The following is a 16,367-nucleotide window of genomic DNA, read 5'->3' on the forward strand; positions in this document are numbered from 1 at the left end:
GGCATTTGTTGTCGTTTTGAGCCCTCAAAACGACCATAAGTGCGAGTCAGTTGGGCGGCCTCAGGCGGGCTCCGCGTACCAGAGCATCGTTTCGCCGTACTTCTTCGCCGCGAAACGCTCGAGGGCGTCCGGCCAGTCCGGTTCCGGTGAGCGGGAGGAACGCTCGACGACGACCACCGCGCCGTCGTCCAGGTGCCCGGCCAGCTTGGCCAGCACCGCGCTCAGCGACGGCTCGTCCAACGGGTAGGGCGGGTCCAGGAACACCAGGTCCCAGAGCGTGTCCTCCGAAGCCCTCTCCAGGAAGGACTCCACCTTGGACCGGTGGACGGAGACGGTCCTGCGGGCCAGTGCCTGGTTGACGGTGTCGGCATTGCGCTGGCAGACGGCGGAGGCGCGGGCGTCGAATTCGACGAGTTCCGCGGAGGCGGCACCCCTGCTGGCCGCCTCAAGGCCGAGCGCTCCCGAGCCCGCATAAAGATCCAGCGCGCGGGCGTCGTCGATCACGCCCAATGCCTCCAACCGGGAGAACAGGGCTTCCTTGACGCGGTCCGTGGTGGGCCGGGTGGCGCTTCCGGGCACGCTCTGCAACGGGTTTCCGCCGGCGGTTCCGGCGATGATCCGGCTCAACGGCGGGGCTCCGTGGGACGGGCCGGCGTGTCCAGGTTGTCCGCGTTCAAACTATCCGCGTTCAAGGAACGCCTCCTTCTCGGGGTTGAGGTATTCGTCGATCGCCGCGGCAAGGGGCTCATGCCGGCGCAGCTCCGGGTCTTCGGCCACGAGCCGCTGGGCGTCGTTGCGGGCGCGCTCGATCAGGTCCTCGTGTTCCAGGACCCTGAGCAGCTTGAGCGCTGACCGCCCGCCGGATTGCGAGGCCCCCAGGATGTCCCCTTCGCGGCGCAGTTTGAGGTCCTCCTGGGACAGCACGAAGCCATCCGTCGTGGCCGCGACCGCGTCCAGGCGGCGGCGGCTGGGATGCCCGGGCTCCAGGGCGGTGACCAGCAGGCACGTCCCGGGCAGCCCGCCACGGCCCACCCGTCCGCGCAGTTGGTGCAACTGGGAAATGCCGAAGCGGTCGGCGTCGAGGATCACCATCAGGGTGGCGTTCCGCACATCCACGCCCACCTCGATCACCGTGGTGGAAACCAGCACCTGGGTCTGGTTCGCCACGAAGGAAGCCATGGTTTCCGATTTGAGCACCGGGTCCTGGCGGCCGTGCAGCGCTTCGATCCGGACGCCGCGCAGGGCATCCTCCTGCCGCAGGGCGTCGACGACGGCGGTCACGGACGCCAGTTCGCGGACCGGGCCTTCGTCGTCCAGCGAGTCCGGTTCGTCTTCGCCCGGGGTGAAGTCGCCGTCGTCGTCCGTGCCGATCTTGGGGCACACCACGTACACCTGGTGCCCGGCGTCGATCTCCTCGCGCGAACGGGCCCAGATCCGCGATGCCCAGGCGGGGTTCTCGGCCAGGCCCACCAGGTGGGTGCTGATCGGGGCCCTGCCCGCAGGCAGTTCGTCGAGGACGGAGGTTTCGAGGTCGCCGAACACTGTCATCGCCACGGTGCGCGGAATGGGGGTGGCGGTCATGACCAGCAGGTGCGGCGGACGGCTTGCCTTGGCGCGGAGGGCGTCGCGCTGTTCGACGCCGAAGCGGTGCTGTTCGTCCACCACGATCAGGCCGAGGTCCTGGAAGCTGGTCTTGTCGCTGAGCAGTGCGTGGGTGCCGATCACGATGCCGGCGTTTCCGGAGGCTGCGTCCAGCATGGCCTGCTTGCGCGCGGCCGTGGGCATGGAGCCGGTCAGCAGCGTCACCTGGACCGGGGATGTTCCGTTCTCCTCCCCCGGAGCTCCTTCCCCGAGCATCCCGGCTCCGCCGAACATGCCGTCCCGGGCCAGGGGGCCGAGGGTGCGCCGGATCGATTCATAATGCTGGGCGGCGAGGACTTCGGTGGGAGCCAGCAGCGCTGCCTGCCCGCCGGCGTCGACCACCTGCAGCATGGCGCGCAAGGCCACGATCGTCTTGCCGGAGCCCACCTCGCCCTGGAGCAGGCGGTTCATCGGCGAGTTCTGCGCGAGTTCCTGTGAAAGGGTCTTCCCGACGGCGGTCTGGCCGGCCGTGAGGGTGAACGGCAGTTGCCGGTCGAAGGCCGCGAGCAGGCCCTCCGGTGCCGGGCGGCGCGCCGTTGCCTCTTCGGCGGCGAGCTGGACGCGGCGGCGGGCGAGTGCAGCCTGCAGCACGAGCGCTTCCTGGTAGCGGAAACGGTCCTGGGCGTGCTTCCAGTCAATCGCCGTTTCGGGGGAATGGATCAGTTGGTAGCACCTGCCGATCTCCGCGAATCCTTCCCGGTCCATGATGGCGGCGGGTAGGGGGTCCTGGATCCGGCCCAACTCGATGGTGTCCAGCAGGGTGGTAATGACCTTGTGGATGGACCAGCTGGTGAGTTTGGCGGTGGCCGGATAGACCGGGATGGGCATCGCGGCGAGCTTCTCAGGGTCCATGCTGCCGGTGGCGTCCGGATCTTCGTCCAGGAGCATGAAGTCGGGATTCGTCATGCCCAGGGCGCCGCCGTAACGGCTGACCTTCCCGGAAAACATGGCCCGGCGGCCCGGCTGCAGCTCGCTCCGTGCGCGGAAACCGTTGAAGAAACTGATCTTCAGCGTTCCCGGAGTTCCGGGGACTGCCAGGTTCCCGCCGGCGTCGTCCGTTACGACCACATCGGTGAGCGAGCCGCGGCGGGCGCGCATCTGCCGGGTGGAGTTGGAGATCACCCGGGCAACCAGGGTGGCTTCCTCGTCCAGCGGGAGCTTGGCGATCGGCGTGAGTTCGCCCCGGGTGAGGTAGCGGCGGGGAAAGTAGTTCAGCAGTTCACCGACGGTTTCCAGGCCGAGGTGCTTGGTGATCACGGAGGCCGAGCGCTTGCCGATCCTCCGGTCCAGCGGCAAGCCCAGTTCAGGATTCACCAGCTCAGGATTCATGCGGATAGTGGCTTTCGGAAGCATCGGGGTCGCGGGGCAGGGCCAACTGGCTGACGGAGATGTCGCTCGGTTCGCCCAGGGAACGGATAGCGGCCACTGCGGGGCCGGCTTCGGGGACATGCACGTGGACACGCCAGCGGTAGCTTGCCTCAATGCCGTCGGCGTCGTCATCATCATCGTGGTCGTCGCCGGGCTGTCCGTTGCCTGGAGCCGGGACGCTCCCCACCTGGCTCATGATGACGGAATCGCCCAGCTCATCGAGTTTCTGCCGCAGCGTGGCGGCGGCGAGGGGCGAAAGCTCGATGGTGCACATGACTTCCACGCCCTCGTCGTCCGGCAGCGCGGCATGGATGTGCGGGTCCTGGACGTCGTAGCCGTGCAGCCCGTCCAGCAGTTCGTCCTGCAGTTCCTCACCCAGCACGGCCGAGCGCAGGCAGTCCAGGACCAAGAGCATGCCCACGCCGCCGGCGTCCACCACATGCGCATCATGCAGGGGCGCCAACTGCTCCTCGGTGCGCACGACGGCCCGGAGGGCAGCGTCCACCGTAGCGTCCAAGGCAAGGCCGAGCGCGTGGTTGCTGTCATCCCCGTTCTGGGCGGCATCCACTTCCCCGGCTGCCTGCGCCGCGGCTTCGAGCACGGACAGCATTGTCCCCGGGACGGGTTCACTCAGGGCCGACCACGCACGGATCTGGGCGCGGTGCAGTGCGGAGGCCAGCAGCGGGGCGCTGAGCCTGCCGTGCCCGGCCAGCGGTTCGGCCATGGCGCACAGGAAGACCGCGAAAAGGGTGCCCGAATTTCCCCGGGCCTGTTCCATGGCTGCGCGGCCGGCCGCTGCCAGCACCACGCCGACGTCGTTGGCGTGTTCCGGCTGGGCCTGTCCGCCTTCGGGGCCGCCGGCTTCCTTGCTCTCCACGGAACCCAGGGCCGCCACGGCGGCCCGCACGGTGAGATACAGGTTGGTGCCCGTGTCGCCGTCGGCCACAGGGAAGATGTTGATGGCGTTGAGCCTGTCGCTGTGGTTGCCAAGAGTGGTCTCTGCCTTGCCCAACCAGCGCTTCATTGCCTGTACATTGGCGGCGATCTTAGTCTGCAAAGTGATCCCATCCCACGGTATCGGCGGACTCCCCGGCTATCCGGACGAGGCCGCGTCCTCCCCCGGCAGCGGCCCTGACTGAGCCTACCGCAGTGAAGGGCTCCGGGAGCTGAACTCCGGCCGGAAATGCTGCCAGGAGGCCGTGGTCCTCTCCCCCGCCAAGCACCCATTCCATCGGGTCGACGTCCAGCAGCGAAGCCGCGGCTTCAAGGGCATGGGCCTGGGTTTTCAAGGCAATGGGATCAAGGTCCAGGATCACCCCGCTCGCTTTGGCGAGACGGCCGCCGTCGCGCATCAATCCGTCCGAAACGTCCATCATGGCTGTTGCCCCGGCTGCCGCGGCCCGCGGGCCGGCGGCCAGCAGCGGCACCGGGCGGCACTGGCTGTCCACGAGTTCCCGCTGCTCCGGGGTCAGTGAGCCGAGCGGCACGGTGCTCTCCAGCAGGGCCAGGCCGGCGGCGGCCCGGCCCAAAGTGCCGGCCAGCGCAAGGGTGTCCCCGGGCTGTGCACCGGAGCGGAGCACCGGGGTCTGTCCGTGCATTGTCCCGACGACGGCGACCGTCACCGCGATCTCCCGCCCCCGCCCCAGGTCCCCGCCGGCCACCGAGCAGTCCGTGGCGCCGAGCCCGGCGATCCCGGCTGTGAGGCCGTCGGCGAAATCCTCCACCCAGGACACCGGGGTTTCCCCAGGCATGGTGAGGCTGACGACGAGGGAGGTGGCGGTTCCACCCATGGCGTTGATGTCGCTGAGGTTCTGGGCGGCGGACTTCCATCCGACGTCGAAGCCCGTGGTCCGGTAGCCGTTGTTCCAGCTGAGGCGGAAGTCCTGGTCCTGGGTCTGGGTGTCGATGGAGATGACAGCACGCCCGTCCGGGGCCGCCACGACAGCGGCATCATCGCCTGGCCCGAGCAGCACGCTGCTGCTCGACTCGAGGCGCGGGAAGATCCGGGCGAGGAGCCCGCTTTCCGAAAGGTCGGCGACAGTCAGTTCTTTTTCCGGCACGCTTCTACGCTAGTCGCTCGGACTGACATTCAGTGAGCGGGCCGGATGCCGGCCTGCCAGCTTCTAGACTTGCAGGGTGCAACAGAAAAACACGAGGTCGCTGAAGTACCTTTCAGCCGGTGCGATAGGCCTCTTTGTTCTGTGGTTCGCCTTGTCACTCCAGCTTTTCTGCCTCGTTTCGACGCCGGCTCCCCCGGCCGTCGACGCCGTCATCGTCCTGGGCGGCAGCAGCGATGAGCGCCTGTCCCTGGGGCAGGCCGTGGTGACGGCGCAATCCCTGGCAGCGCACTCCCCGGCAACGCAAGGCGCCTCCCCGGTGTTGGTTCTTTCCTGGACCGGCACGCCCGGAAACGCCTCCATCGATTCGCTCTGCAACGGGGCTTCCTTTCCGCAGCAATCGCTGCTCTGTTTCCGGCCCGAAGGCATGGACACGCGCAGCGAGGCGGCCGCCGTCGGGAAGCTTGTGGAAGCGAACGGCTGGCACTCGGTGGCCGTCGTGACGTCCTCCTACCACGTGCTTCGCGCAGGGACCCTGATGCGGCAATGCACCTCGGCCGAAGTGCATATGGTGGCGTCCAAACCTGCCTTGGATTCGCTGCAATGGCTACGGCGTTTCGTCATCGAGGAAGGCGGATTGATCGACGTAAACCTGCGCCCGGAATGCGGCTGAGGCCTCCCCGACAAGGCCTGCTTGCGGGTATCCGCCGCGGCTCCCGGCTAGACTCGTTGCGGACCTTTACGGAAACGGGAGCGAAAGGAGCAAGCGCTGGACACCCCCAAGGAACGTGCATCGGAGCTTCCTCCGGCACCCCGCCACCTGCACAGGAGGCGCTTCCGCCCTGCGGTTCCCGAAGGCAGGTTTGTGGAGTTTCCCGCGCAGCAGCCGCAGACGCCAAGCCGTGCGGCAAAGCCTGAACGGCGGCCCAGCGCCTTTGGCCGCAAACGCCTGGTTGCCTTGGCGGTGGTTGCCGCAACAACGCTCGCGGTCCCGGCCTTGATACTGGCTTTGCTCTTCATCAGATAGCCGGATTGCTTGTGGCTTGCCGTGACTAGGCAGCCGGACATGCATTCTCTGTCACAGCAGGATGTCAAGTAGCATTCAGGATGTTTTCAATTATTCGAACACCCGGGGGAAGCAATGCCCACTGTCATGCCCATTTTCGGCACCAGGCCTGAAGCCATCAAGATGGCACCCATCGTTGCGGCCCTGCAGCAGTCGGACATTTTCGATTGCGTTGTCACTGTGACAGGCCAGCACCGGGAAATGCTCGACCAGGTCAACGAACTGTTCGGAATTGTCCCCGACCATGACCTCAACATCCTCCAGCAGCGTCAGTCCCTCTCCGCCATCATGACGCGGACCATTGACGGTCTGGACAAGCTCTTCGCCGACAAGAAGCCCGACGCCGTCGTTGTCCAGGGGGACACCACGACGTCGACCGCCGGCGCGATCGCAGCCTTCTACCACGGGATCCCGGTGGTCCACGTCGAAGCCGGCCTGCGAAGCGGCGACCTCTTCTCGCCCTTCCCGGAAGAAGCGAACCGCAAGATCACCAGCCAGATTGCAAGCCTCCACCTGGCGCCGACGAGTGTCAGCAAGGCGAACCTGCTCGCCGAGGGCGTCAACCACGAAGATATCGTCGTCACCGGAAACTCGGTCATTGATGCCCTCCTGACGACTGTCGGGAAGCAGATTCCCTTCACGGACCCGCAGCTTGAAGACCTCGCGTCGAGCGGCCGGAAGATCCTCCTGGTCACGACTCATCGCCGCGAAAACCAAGGCGATGCCATGCGCGGCGTCGGCCGGGCCCTCGCCCGGATCGCCGATGCAGAGCCTGACATGGTGATCGTGCTCCCGGCCCACAAGAACCCGGTGGTCCGCGAAGCCGTGTTGCCCGCGCTCGAAGGCAAGGACAACGTGGTCGTCACGGAGCCGCTGGCCTACGGCGAATTCACCCGCATGCTCTCGCTTGCCCACATCGTGCTGACCGATTCCGGCGGAGTCCAGGAAGAAGCTCCGAGCCTGGGCAAGCCGGTCCTCGTGATGCGCGACAACACCGAACGCCCCGAAGCCGTAGCCGCCGGCACGGTGGCGCTGATCGGAACGGACGAAGACCGGATCGTCGCAGAGGTAGACCGGCTGCTACACGATGGGGCCCACTTCGACGCGATGGCCAACGCCGTGAACCCTTATGGGGACGGCAAGGCTTCGGAACGGACAGTTGCCGCCATCGCTGAATTGTTGAGCATCGGCAGCCGCATCGAAGAATTCGGCCACTCCGACCTTGACGAACGTACCGTCCGCGTCTGATTGATGCGTCCCCTGAAAGTCTTCTCCTATGGCGGAGGCCCTGCCTCCGCCATAGTTGACCATTTTCCCGGCCACGCTTTGCAGCAGGCGGGCCTGGTGTCCCGCCAATCCCTCATTAGCGCAATGGGCGGTCCAAGCGAAGCGGTGCTGGCAACCACTGCTACCCGTCCGGCCGCCGTGCGCGTCCTGCAGGCCGATATCGCCGCTTCCCTGCGGGCTGACATCGAGACGCGCCTCCCAAGCACCGACATCGTGCTCTGGGATCTCTTCGACGAACGCTTCGGTGTGGACCGGCTTGGCGACGGGACGTACCTGACGCGTTCTCCCGAGCGCGTCAAGTACGTCGCGGCTGGTTCCGGCGCCACGCAGACCATCGCGTTCGGCACCGAGGAGCATTTCGGTCTTTGGTGCGAAGCCGCGGAAGAGTTCCTCGGCTTCCTGGCGGGCAAGGCGCTCCTTCCGCGCACCTACGTCCTGGACCTCGCGTGGGCACACGCCGACGAGAACGGCCTGGACGCCGAGTTGCCCTTCGGTCTTTCTTCGGAGGAGGCAAACGCCAAATTTGCCCGCTACGCCGCATTCCTCCGCGGCCGCGGCGTCAATGTGCTGAGCCACTCCAGGACATGGACTTCGCGCACCCACAAATGGGGCGCGGCACCGTACAACCTGCACGACGCCGTCTACCGTGAAGTGGCGGGCAAGCTGCTTGGCTGCCTGCCGGCCGGGCTCCTCGAAGCCCCCGCCGACGTTCCGGCCCACGACAGGAGGCACAAGGCACCGATCCTGGATTGGGCCGGCCTTGATGACTTCGATGCCTCACAGGTGGGGCGGGCGCACCATCGGATCGCGCCAGCCGCCGGCCAGTCCTACGGCCTGTGCAGCCTCATCCAGAACAACGGCTCGGACACCCTGCTCGTGATCAGCCACGGAGCGCTGAACCGCGAGAAGTACAGCCTCCCCCGGTTCGAGTGGCTTGCCACTCTGGAAGGCAGGCCGGAGAACCTGATGTTCCTCGCCGACACCGCCCTCGAACCGCACGACGACCTGGAACTGGCGTGGTTCACCGGGAGCGCCCAGGAAGACCTCACCGAGCGGTACGCGGAACTGGTACGGCGGGCCGCCCGGCAGCTGGGGGTCAGGAAAATCCTCTTCATGGGCGGCTCGGGCGGCGGGTTCGCCTCGCTCGCGCTGGCTTCCAGGACCCCGGAAAGCCGTGCCCTGGTCTTCAATCCGCAGACAAACATCCGGAAGTATTGGCTCAAGTCGGTGCGGAACTACGTCAAGCGCCTTTACCCTGAATTCGCCTCCGAGAAGCAGCTCAAGAGCCTCGGGGCGCGGTGTGATCTGGCTGCCGCGTACGCAGCGGCGCCGCAGCTTGACCACCAGATCCTGTACGTCCAGAACGACGACGACCCCCACCACTTGGACAACCATCTGGGTCCCTTCGCAGCCGCCCTTGGCATGGAGCCCCGCTCAGGGGTCTCGAGCGACGGCAACGTGAGGATCGTCGTCGAACACTTCGCCGAGGGCCACAACATGCCATACAGGACGGTGCTGAACCCGTTTGTTGACCTTGCGTTGTCAGGGTGGGGTGAGCCCCTTGCCCAGACTCCTTTGCACCTGGGAACGCCGGCCGGGCCTGCGGTCTCCGGCTAGGCATCCGGTCAGGCTCAGGTACTCGCAAACTTGTGGCTCATGAGTATGAACGGGTAACTGATGGTGCTGCCGACGGAGCTTGGCGCGATGTCCGTGTACTTCACCGCCCCGGCTGCGTCGATCCAGACGATTCCGTTCAGGTCCGGGCGGTGTCCGTAGAGCGGTGAGAAGGCCGTCATCGCGGAGAATCCGCCGGTGCTGAGCCGCACGGGCGTGGTGGTGACCTTGCCCCCATACACCCGTGAGTAGCGGTACAGCGAGCCGTTCTGGTTGACGATGAGGGACGAACTGGTGGAGCGCGACGGAACCATGAGGACGAAGTTCCGGCCCTGCCATCCCGTGCCGATCGTGGACGGCGTTCCCAGCGCGCCGGTGGTGAGCACCGGCCAGGCCCTCAGGATGCCGCTGACCGGGTCCATCGCAAGAACGGACAGCGACGTGCCCCAGACGCCGACGGTCAGGTCCACGAGGCCCCAGCCTAATAGGCCCACGATCGTCGGCGGCATGAACCCGCCATTCGGGAGGCCCTGGTGGAGTTGCAGTGTCCCGTCGCTATGGTTGGTCAACACATCGAAGACGCCGTCGCCATTCCAGTCCACGACATGGGCGGACCGGACAAACCCGCCGAACCCGGAGTCTGCACGGATCGGGTTGCCGAAGCTGCCGCCACCCAAAGACCTGCAGACATTCAGCCAGCCGTTGGGCCCCACCGAAACCAGATCAGCGGCCGTGCGGATCGTGGGACGCTGGACGGCATCGACTTCAACGATGCTCATGGTGTCTTCGACGAAGAAGAGCCTGCCCTGCTTGTTGACCACCATTTCCGTGTACGAGCCCCGGAGGATTTCCTTCCGGGTTTGCCGGTAGGGGTCCAATACGGTGACGGTGCCCCCGCTCAGGTGGACGATGCTGCTTGCCTTGGGGAGGTACTTGATGGTGCTGGTCCTGTATCCGGGGGCCGCGGTGCGATAGAGGAGCTGATACGTCGCCACCGGCGAACCGCTGGTCTTGTTGAGCCGGATCACGCCATTGTTCGTGCTCACGTAAAGAATCCCGTTGACCATGATCGGGCTGTTGATTTCCACCTCACCGATGAATGGCCGCGCCCACAACAACCGACCCTGCACGACATTCCAAGCAAACACGTGGGCTGGCTTGAGGTCGTTGCTCGAGCCCAGTCCGCCCATGATTCCCGTCGTCCCGTAGACGACGTCACCCTCGCCGACCAGGCCCAGCACCGACTGCCCTGGTACCGGTGCGGACACTACCTTGATGTCGGTGTCGTCGGCCGGATTGAGGATCGCAAGTGCCCCGCCGTTCCGCCCGTAGTCCGGGATGGTCCCGGCGACCACCCGGTTACCGGCAGCAGCCCAGCAGATCGGCCTCGACTGGTAATAGGGGTAGCGCAGCTCAATGAGCCGCTTTACCGACTGGGTCACCGGGTTGAAGCGGAGCAACACACCGCCGGTATAGGAACCGACATAGATCGTGGACGCATCGTATTCAAACATGCCTTCGATCTGGGCGATCCCGCTCCCCAGCGGCGACCGCCAGGTGGCCTGTGACGTGATCCCGACACTTCCAATGCCGTCGCCCGTGTACCCGCCGAAATAGATCTTGTCTTCGGACTGGGACGCCATGAGTGCCTGCAGTTTGAAGGTCTGGGCGGCAAAATCCGCCTCGACATCCCGGATAACCGACTGGCTGCCGACAGAAACCCTGACGGAGCGGTACTGGCCGTCGCTCCCGCACAGGATATTCACGAAGGTGTCCGTTCCGGAAACCTCCACGTCCATGGCCCGGGCAGTGTCCGGAACCAGGCAAACATACGCAGTTTCCATGGTCTTCGTGTCGATCCGCATAAGCTTGTGGACACCCACGGTATTCCACACGGCGTACGCGTCGGAGGAGCCGGGTGCCGAGGCGCTGGTCATTGCCGAGGGCATCCAGTCCCATGGCAGGGTGAGCCAGGTGCCGCTGGAGATCCGGTAGGCCTCGAACCGGAGCATCCCGTCGGCGCCATCGAAATGGACGAAAAGGACGTCCCCATGGGCATTGATGCGGTGGACGAATCCGTTCGACCTGGCATCCGGCAGGGGGATTTCCCGGATCTGCTCGGGGCTGTCGGCGTGCCAGGTGAACACGGTTGGGTTCTGCGAGCCGGTTCCAGCAAAGACGCGGTCCGAATCATCGATGGCAAGCGAACGGACATACTGAGTGTCCGGACGGACACGAACGGTATGCAGCGTTGTACCCGTTCGCGGGTCGAACCGGGTGGTGTTGCCCGTTGGATAGTTGCCGTTCCATACTCTGTCCCTTGAGTCCACGGCGACCGCAAAAGCCGCATTACTCGACATCGGTGCTGTCTGGTAGGCATCCGAGATGGTTCCCGAGAGGGTCACCCGCTTGACTGTGTCGTCTGCCCCGAACGCCAGCAAGGCTCCCGTTCCGGCTTCAACGGCCGTTTTTCCCACGCCCCCGCCACTGCCGGGGAAGGGAACAAGGGACAACTCCCGGACTCCCGTGGCAGCATCCAGGATTTGAAGTTGGTCCGCCAGCCCCGAGCTTCCGCCGGCGATCTTGAGGGCTCCGGTGCTTGTCCGGAAGAATCCGGCGTTTACCTGCGGAATGCTCGAAAAGACATTGCGGTACCGGCGCAGGACTGCCGAGGGCTCAGTTCCGACGGTTGTCAGCCCAATGCCCGCACCGAAAACGGTGTCGAGGGATTGCGCCGCTGCCGGAGGGGCGCTCGTTGCAAGGCGCCCGAGCCCTGCGCCTGCCCCCAGGACAACGGCGAGGGACAATACCGACCTTCTGCGGATATGCGGAGGATTGTTGCCGTGCGCCTCTTGGTCATTCATGACTTCCCTACCTATTCATGTCCTGCCTTTACGCCGCGAGCAGTTGCGGTGCCTGGACAAGGAGTTCGCCGCCGGTCACGGGTGTGATCCGAACCCGGACGGTCCGCGTCCCGGTTAGCGGAAGGGTGATGTACTGATGCAGCGGAGTGAAGGTCCCCGAGCCGCGCACAGTGATGTATCTGGCAGCACTGAACCGTGTGGGTGATTCGGCATCGATCACCTCGAGCTTCAGCCGCACCCCGGTGCCGGAGCGCACGGACATCCGCAGTTGCCTCGTGGAGCCGGCGTGGGCGCCGAGCAGGAAATCCTTGAAGAGCCCGGTCGAAGCCGCTCCACGGCGCGCAAAGTATCCGCCCTGCTCCGATCGGAGGGACCACTTCGCCGACAACCCGTTCCAACCGTTCCAGCCATTCCTGAACCCCAGGTCGCCGCCCAGCAGGTCATGCCGGGACGAACTGTCAATTCGGGCGAGCATCAGGCCGCCCACGGTCAGGATGTCCAGCCGGCCGGCGTCCCGTTCGCTCGCGCACCAGGCGAAAAAGTCTTCAAGGGCGGCAAGGGCCGCAGCATCGAGAGCGCTGGGGTGGTACATGAAACAAACACCCTTGAGCTGCTTGCGGGCCGCATTGACGAAGTCCTTCCCGCGCCACGCGACGGCCGCATCATCGATTCGAATGTGGCTCCGGCCCATGTTAAGCAGCGGCTGTCCCGTCATGGACCAGTACCCGGGCATGTATCCGGTTGACAGCGCGTGATGTTGGGTAATGAGCCGGCCGGCCAGGTATTTCTCGAACGACGACCACGTCGCCCCGCCGTTGAATCCCTGATAGTTCGTGCCGCCGACGCCGGGGGGAACGAACAGCTCGATTGGCAGCTTTGGCAATGACCGTGCCAGGGACCACCGGGCCTGCTCGATCTCTTCCCGAAGGCGCAGGTCCGAAGCAGCGTCACGGTGCGTAGCGCTGTGGTTCGCTACTTCAAAGCCGTTCTCCAAGGCGCACTTCTGGAGCAGCGGGAAGGACATCAGTTCGCTTCCTCCGGGGCCCGTTTCCACGGCAGGCATTTGGGACATCGCCGCAATGGTCACCGGAATGGCGTATTTCTGGTGCAGGGGCAGGAGTACGGCCTTGAATCTGTTCAGGTGGTGGTCGCAGCGGAAAGCGACAGCCGCCCGCCCCGCAGTCCCGATCGCACCGCCGTGGCGCGCAACGAAGTTGTCGAGAAGCGCCTGGTTGAATCCGAACGGGTAGGGGCCCGGAGTCTCGGCTGCACGCGCGAAACCGGCGCCCTGGAGGAGCGCAGGCACCGCTGCGAGCTGGCCGGCAAACAACTGCATTGCCCGCCGACGGCTGAAGGGTATGAGACCACCGTGCACGTGCTCTCCTGACATTGCTGCACCCAGCATGCTTGACGTCCGTTGAGCGTTTGGTTATAGGCTAGCCCCCGCCGCCGTCAAGCGAAAGGGAACCGGAGGACGTCCGGGGAGGCAATCCAGGCCGTCTCAGGTACTTGCCAGTTTGTGGCCCTTGAGAAGGAACGGGTAGCTGATGTTGCTGCCCACTGAGCTGGGCGCGATGTCCGTGTACTTGACCGCGCCGTTGGCGTCGATCCAGCCGATTCCGTTCAGGTCCGGGCGGTGCCCGTAAAGGGGCGAGAAGGCCGTCATCGCGGAGAATCCGCCGGCGCCGAGCCGGACCGGGGCCGTGGTGACCCTACCCCCATAAACGCGCGAGTAGCGATACAGCGAGCCGCCCTGGTTGACGATGAGGCACGAACTGGTGGACCGCGACGGAACCATGAGGACGAAGTTCCGGCCTTGCCATCCGGTGCCGATCGTGGCCGGCGTTCCCAGCACGCCGGTGCTGAGGACCGGCCAGGCTCGCAGGATGCCGCTGGCCGGATCCATCGCGAGGACCGACAGCGACGTGCCCCAGATTCCCACGGTGAGATCGACGGCGCCCCAGCCCGTTTTCGCCAGGACGGTCGGCTGCATGAATCCGCCCCGCGGCAGGCCGCGGTGCAGTTGCAGGGACCCGTCGCTGTGGCTTGTCAGGACGTCGAAGACCCCGTCTCGGTTCCAGTCCACGACATGCGCGGACCGTACATAGCCGCCGAAACCGGAGTCCGCACGGATCGGATCCCCGAATTTTCCGTTGCCGAGGGAACGGCAGACACTCAAACCGCCGGTAGGCCCCACCGAGACCAGGTCCGCTGCGGAGCGGATCGTCGGCCGCTGCACGGTGTCGACTTCGGCGATGTTGGTGCCGTCTTCGACGACGAACAACCGGCCGTCCTTGCTGACCGTCATTTCGCTGTATGCACCCCTCAGGATTTCCTTCCGGGTTTGCCAGTACGGGTCCAGGAGCGTGACTGTGCCTCCGCTGATGTGAAGGATGCCGCTGGCCTTGGGAAGGTACTTGATAGTGCTGGTCCTGTACCCGGGGGCGACGGAACGGTTGAGGAGCTGGTAGGTCGCGACAGGCAAGCCGCTGGCCTTGTTGAGCCGGATCACCCCGTTGTTCGTGCTCACATACAGGATCCCGTTGACCAGGATGGGGCTGTTGATCTCCACTTCGCCGGTGAAAGGGCGGGCCCACAACAGCCTGCCCTGCACGACATCCCAGGCGAAGACGTAGGCGGGCTTGGTGTCGTTGCCCGCCCCCTGTCCGCCCATGATCCCGGTGGTGCCGTACACGATGTCGCCCTCACCGACCAGGCCCAGCACGGACTGCCCGGGCACCGGTGCGGACACCACCCTGATGTCGGCGTCGTCGGCCGGGTTCAGGATGGCGAGCGCCCCGCCGTTCCGCCCGTAGTCCGGGATGGTCCCGGCGACCACCCTGCCGCCGGCCAGGGCCCAGCAGATCGGCCTGGACTGGAAATAGGCTTTCCGCAGCTCGACCAGTTCTTTGATCGTCTTTGTGACGGGGTTGAAGCGGAGCAACACGCCGCCGGTGTAGGAGCCGATGTAAATTGTGGACGCGTCGTATTCGAAGATGCCTTCGATCTGCGCGATCCCGCTCCCCAGCGGCGACCTCCACGTGGCCCAGGTGGAGAGGTCGACGCTCCCGACGCCGTCTCCCCTGTAGCCGCCGAAGTAGACCTTGTTTTCGCTTGCGGAGGCCAGGAGTCCCTGCACCTTGAAGGTCTGGGCAGCGAAGCCGGCCGCCACGTCCGCGAGGACCGCCTGATCGGTGACGGAGACCCGTACAGAGCGGTACTGGCCGTCGCTCCCGCACAGGATATTCACGAAGGTGTCCGTTCCCGAAACCTCCACGTCCATGGCCCGGGCAGTATCCGGAACAAGGCACACATACGTAGCGTCCATGGTCTTCGTGTCGATCCGCATGAGCTTGTGGACACCCACGGTATTCCAGACGGCGTAGACATCCGAGGAGCCGGGCGCCGCGGCAGAAGTCCGTGCGGAAGGAATCCAGGTCCACGGCAGGGTGAGCCACGTGCCGGTGGAGATCCGGTACACCCTGAACTTCTGGGTTCCGTCGGCGCCGTCGTAATAGGCAAAGAGCACATCGGCGTGGGCATCGACGCGTTCCACGAACCCCGACGCGTTGGCGTCGGGCAGGGGGATTTCGCGGATCTCCTCCGGGGTGTCCATATGCCAGGTGAACAGGCTCGGGTTCTGGGACCCGGTTCCGGCAAAGACGTTGTCGGAGCCGTCGACCGCGAGCGCCCGGACGTACTGGGTGTCGGGGCGGACACGGGGGGTCTCCAAAGTCGTCCGGGTCACCGGATCGAACCGCGTGGTGTTCCCGGTGGGATAGTTGCCGTTCCACACCCCGCCCTTGGAGTCGACGGCGACGGCGAACGACGAGTAGGTCGAGAGGGGCGCCGTATCATAGGCGTCCGAAATGGTTCCCGAGGCAGTGACCCGTTTGACTGTATTGTCCGCGCCGAAGGCAAGCAGGTCCCCGGTTCCGGCGTCGATCGCGGAGTTCCCTACGCCGCCCCCGTTCCCCGCAAACGGCACCAGGGATGCCTCCCGGACTCCCGTGGCGGCGTCGAGGATCTGGAGCTGGTCCGCCAGGCCCGAGCTTCCGCCGGCAATCTTGAGTACGCCGGCCCCTGTCCTGAAGAACCTGGCGGTCACCTGGGGGACGCCCAGGAAGACGTTGCGGTACCTGCGCAGAAGGCGGGACTGCTCAGTTCCGACGGTAGCGAGCGGGATTCGTTGCCCGAAACTGCTCGCAAGGGACTGCGCTGCAGCCGGAACCGTTCCGGCGACCGGGAGTCCGATCCCGGCGCTGGCTCCTAAGACAACGGCAAGTGACAGCACGGATCTCCGCCGGATCAACTTCCCGGCGCTCATCGGAGCAGCTCCGTCGACGCATGGCGAGGAACGGGCTTGGCAAGCTTGAAGAGACCGCACATACCGAGACCCCCAGGGACCAGAAGCCGGTCTTGGGGACCAGCCATGCTCCATTGGAGCCGTCGCGGCGAAGGCCCGTCACG

Annotated in this window: 10 protein-coding genes; 3 read left to right on the forward strand and 7 right to left on the reverse strand. The window is 65.7% G+C overall.

The window, feature by feature from the left end; translation table 11 throughout:
* Window positions 1-60: 60 nt before the first annotated feature.
* Genes rsmD through ACZ9CK_RS10505 form a run of 4 tightly spaced genes read right to left on the reverse strand, consistent with a single transcriptional unit; the run spans window position 61 to window position 5,069 of the window.
* Window positions 61-627, reverse strand: a complete 567-nt coding sequence (rsmD, locus tag ACZ9CK_RS10490; RefSeq protein ID WP_426298204.1) for a 16S rRNA (guanine(966)-N(2))-methyltransferase RsmD — start codon at window positions 625-627, stop codon at window positions 61-63.
* 51 nt (window positions 628-678) lie between these two features.
* A complete protein-coding gene (locus ACZ9CK_RS10495) occupies window positions 679-2,955 on the reverse strand; it encodes an ATP-dependent DNA helicase RecG (protein ID WP_476049914.1) in 2,277 nt (758 codons plus the stop codon).
* A gap of 4 nt (window positions 2,956-2,959) precedes the next feature.
* The gene (locus tag ACZ9CK_RS10500; RefSeq protein ID WP_476049915.1) at window positions 2,960-4,033 is read right to left on the reverse strand and encodes a DAK2 domain-containing protein; all 1,074 of its coding nucleotides are present in this window, start codon (window positions 4,031-4,033) and stop codon (window positions 2,960-2,962) included.
* 22 nt (window positions 4,034-4,055) lie between these two features.
* The gene (locus tag ACZ9CK_RS10505) at window positions 4,056-5,069 is read right to left on the reverse strand and encodes a thiamine-phosphate kinase (protein WP_426298210.1); all 1,014 of its coding nucleotides are present in this window, start codon (window positions 5,067-5,069) and stop codon (window positions 4,056-4,058) included.
* A 76-nt stretch (window positions 5,070-5,145) separates the two neighbouring features.
* Here ACZ9CK_RS10505 and ACZ9CK_RS10510 point away from each other — a divergent pair, with 76 nt between their 5' ends.
* From ACZ9CK_RS10510 to ACZ9CK_RS10520, 3 genes are all read left to right on the forward strand, one after another.
* Entirely contained in the window at window positions 5,146-5,739 is a 594-nt protein-coding gene (locus ACZ9CK_RS10510; protein WP_476049916.1) for a YdcF family protein, read from the forward strand.
* Window positions 5,740-6,207: 468 nt separating this feature from the next.
* Entirely contained in the window at window positions 6,208-7,380 is a 1,173-nt protein-coding gene (gene wecB, locus ACZ9CK_RS10515) for a non-hydrolyzing UDP-N-acetylglucosamine 2-epimerase (protein ID WP_426298214.1), read from the forward strand.
* A gap of 3 nt (window positions 7,381-7,383) precedes the next feature.
* Window positions 7,384-9,036 carry a DUF6270 domain-containing protein gene (locus tag ACZ9CK_RS10520; protein WP_476049917.1) on the forward strand — a complete coding sequence of 551 codons (1,653 nt, stop codon included), beginning with the start codon at window positions 7,384-7,386 and terminating at the stop codon, window positions 9,034-9,036.
* A 14-nt stretch (window positions 9,037-9,050) separates the two neighbouring features.
* Here ACZ9CK_RS10520 and ACZ9CK_RS10525 read toward each other — a convergent pair whose 3' ends face one another.
* The 3 genes from ACZ9CK_RS10525 to ACZ9CK_RS10535 form a co-directional block, all read right to left on the reverse strand.
* A complete protein-coding gene (locus tag ACZ9CK_RS10525; RefSeq protein ID WP_476049918.1) occupies window positions 9,051-11,897 on the reverse strand; it encodes a hypothetical protein in 2,847 nt (948 codons plus the stop codon).
* Window positions 11,898-11,925: 28 nt separating this feature from the next.
* A complete protein-coding gene (locus tag ACZ9CK_RS10530; RefSeq protein ID WP_426298220.1) occupies window positions 11,926-13,233 on the reverse strand; it encodes a polysaccharide deacetylase family protein in 1,308 nt (435 codons plus the stop codon).
* 165 nt (window positions 13,234-13,398) lie between these two features.
* Window positions 13,399-16,191, reverse strand: a complete 2,793-nt coding sequence (locus tag ACZ9CK_RS10535) for an FG-GAP-like repeat-containing protein (RefSeq protein ID WP_476049919.1) — start codon at window positions 16,189-16,191, stop codon at window positions 13,399-13,401.
* Window positions 16,192-16,367: the final 176 nt, after the last annotated feature.

The sequence above is a fragment of the Arthrobacter sp. TE26545 genome (assembly GCF_056279005.1).